Source organism: Helicobacter apodemus (genome assembly GCF_000765745.2).
In the GTDB taxonomy this organism is placed as follows: domain Bacteria; phylum Campylobacterota; class Campylobacteria; order Campylobacterales; family Helicobacteraceae; genus Helicobacter_D; species Helicobacter_D apodemus.
Window position 1 is genome coordinate 1 of the sequence record NZ_JRPC02000103.1, and the last position, 762, is coordinate 762.

Here is a 762-nt window from a genome sequence, read left to right on the forward strand (position 1 = left end):
AGACTACAATAGAAGTTGAAACAAATTTAGAGCCTATGAGAGATATAGAAGCAGAGAATCAATACGCATTATTTATGCAAAGAAATAAAAATGAATTAAATTCTATTATAGAGTGTTTGGAGTATTTTAATCCCTCTATTGCTAAAAAGCTTAATCTAGTTGGAAGCATAAGTGCAAGACTTGGTGGTATTTTAGGAATTAAAGATAGTGAATTTTATTTAGCAGGATATTATGCCAACCTTAGCCTTTTATCTATGCAAGATTTAGCTTTTAAAGCTGAATTTTTAAACGATAAAGAATTTGAAACCTATAAAAGACATACTATTCTTTCTAGTGAGTTTTTAAAACACAAAGGATTAATAAAAGCTTCTGATTATGTTCTTAATCATCACGAAAATCCAGACGCTAGTGGATATTTTTCTAAACAAAGCTATCCTATGGAATCTGCACTTATAAATATTGCAGATGTTTTTGAAAATTGTATAAGCTTAAGTTTTCATCGCCCAAAATATACCCTTGATGAAGCATTAGAAAAGACTTTATCTGTTTATAGCAATGAGCTTATTTTAAATAAATCCCAAATCCTAGAAATAAAACAAGAGCTTGTAAAGATTTATGATGAAGCAAAATGAAAAAACCCTAATAGGTAAAGGCTTCTTATTGGATGATAAAAAACAAAATAATTTTATAGAAATCTATCAAGATGATGATAATAGACCTAATCATACCTTTGTATTTGGTTCAACAGGAGTGGGGAAAACA

1 protein-coding gene is annotated in these 762 nt (G+C 28.7%); it reads left to right on the top strand.

What is annotated here, in order from left to right:
- Positions 1-632 (top strand): HD-GYP domain-containing protein (locus LS72_RS10545; RefSeq protein ID WP_238700807.1); only part of this gene is annotated, 632 nt, incomplete at its 5' end.
- Between the last annotated feature and the right edge of the window lie 130 nt (positions 633-762).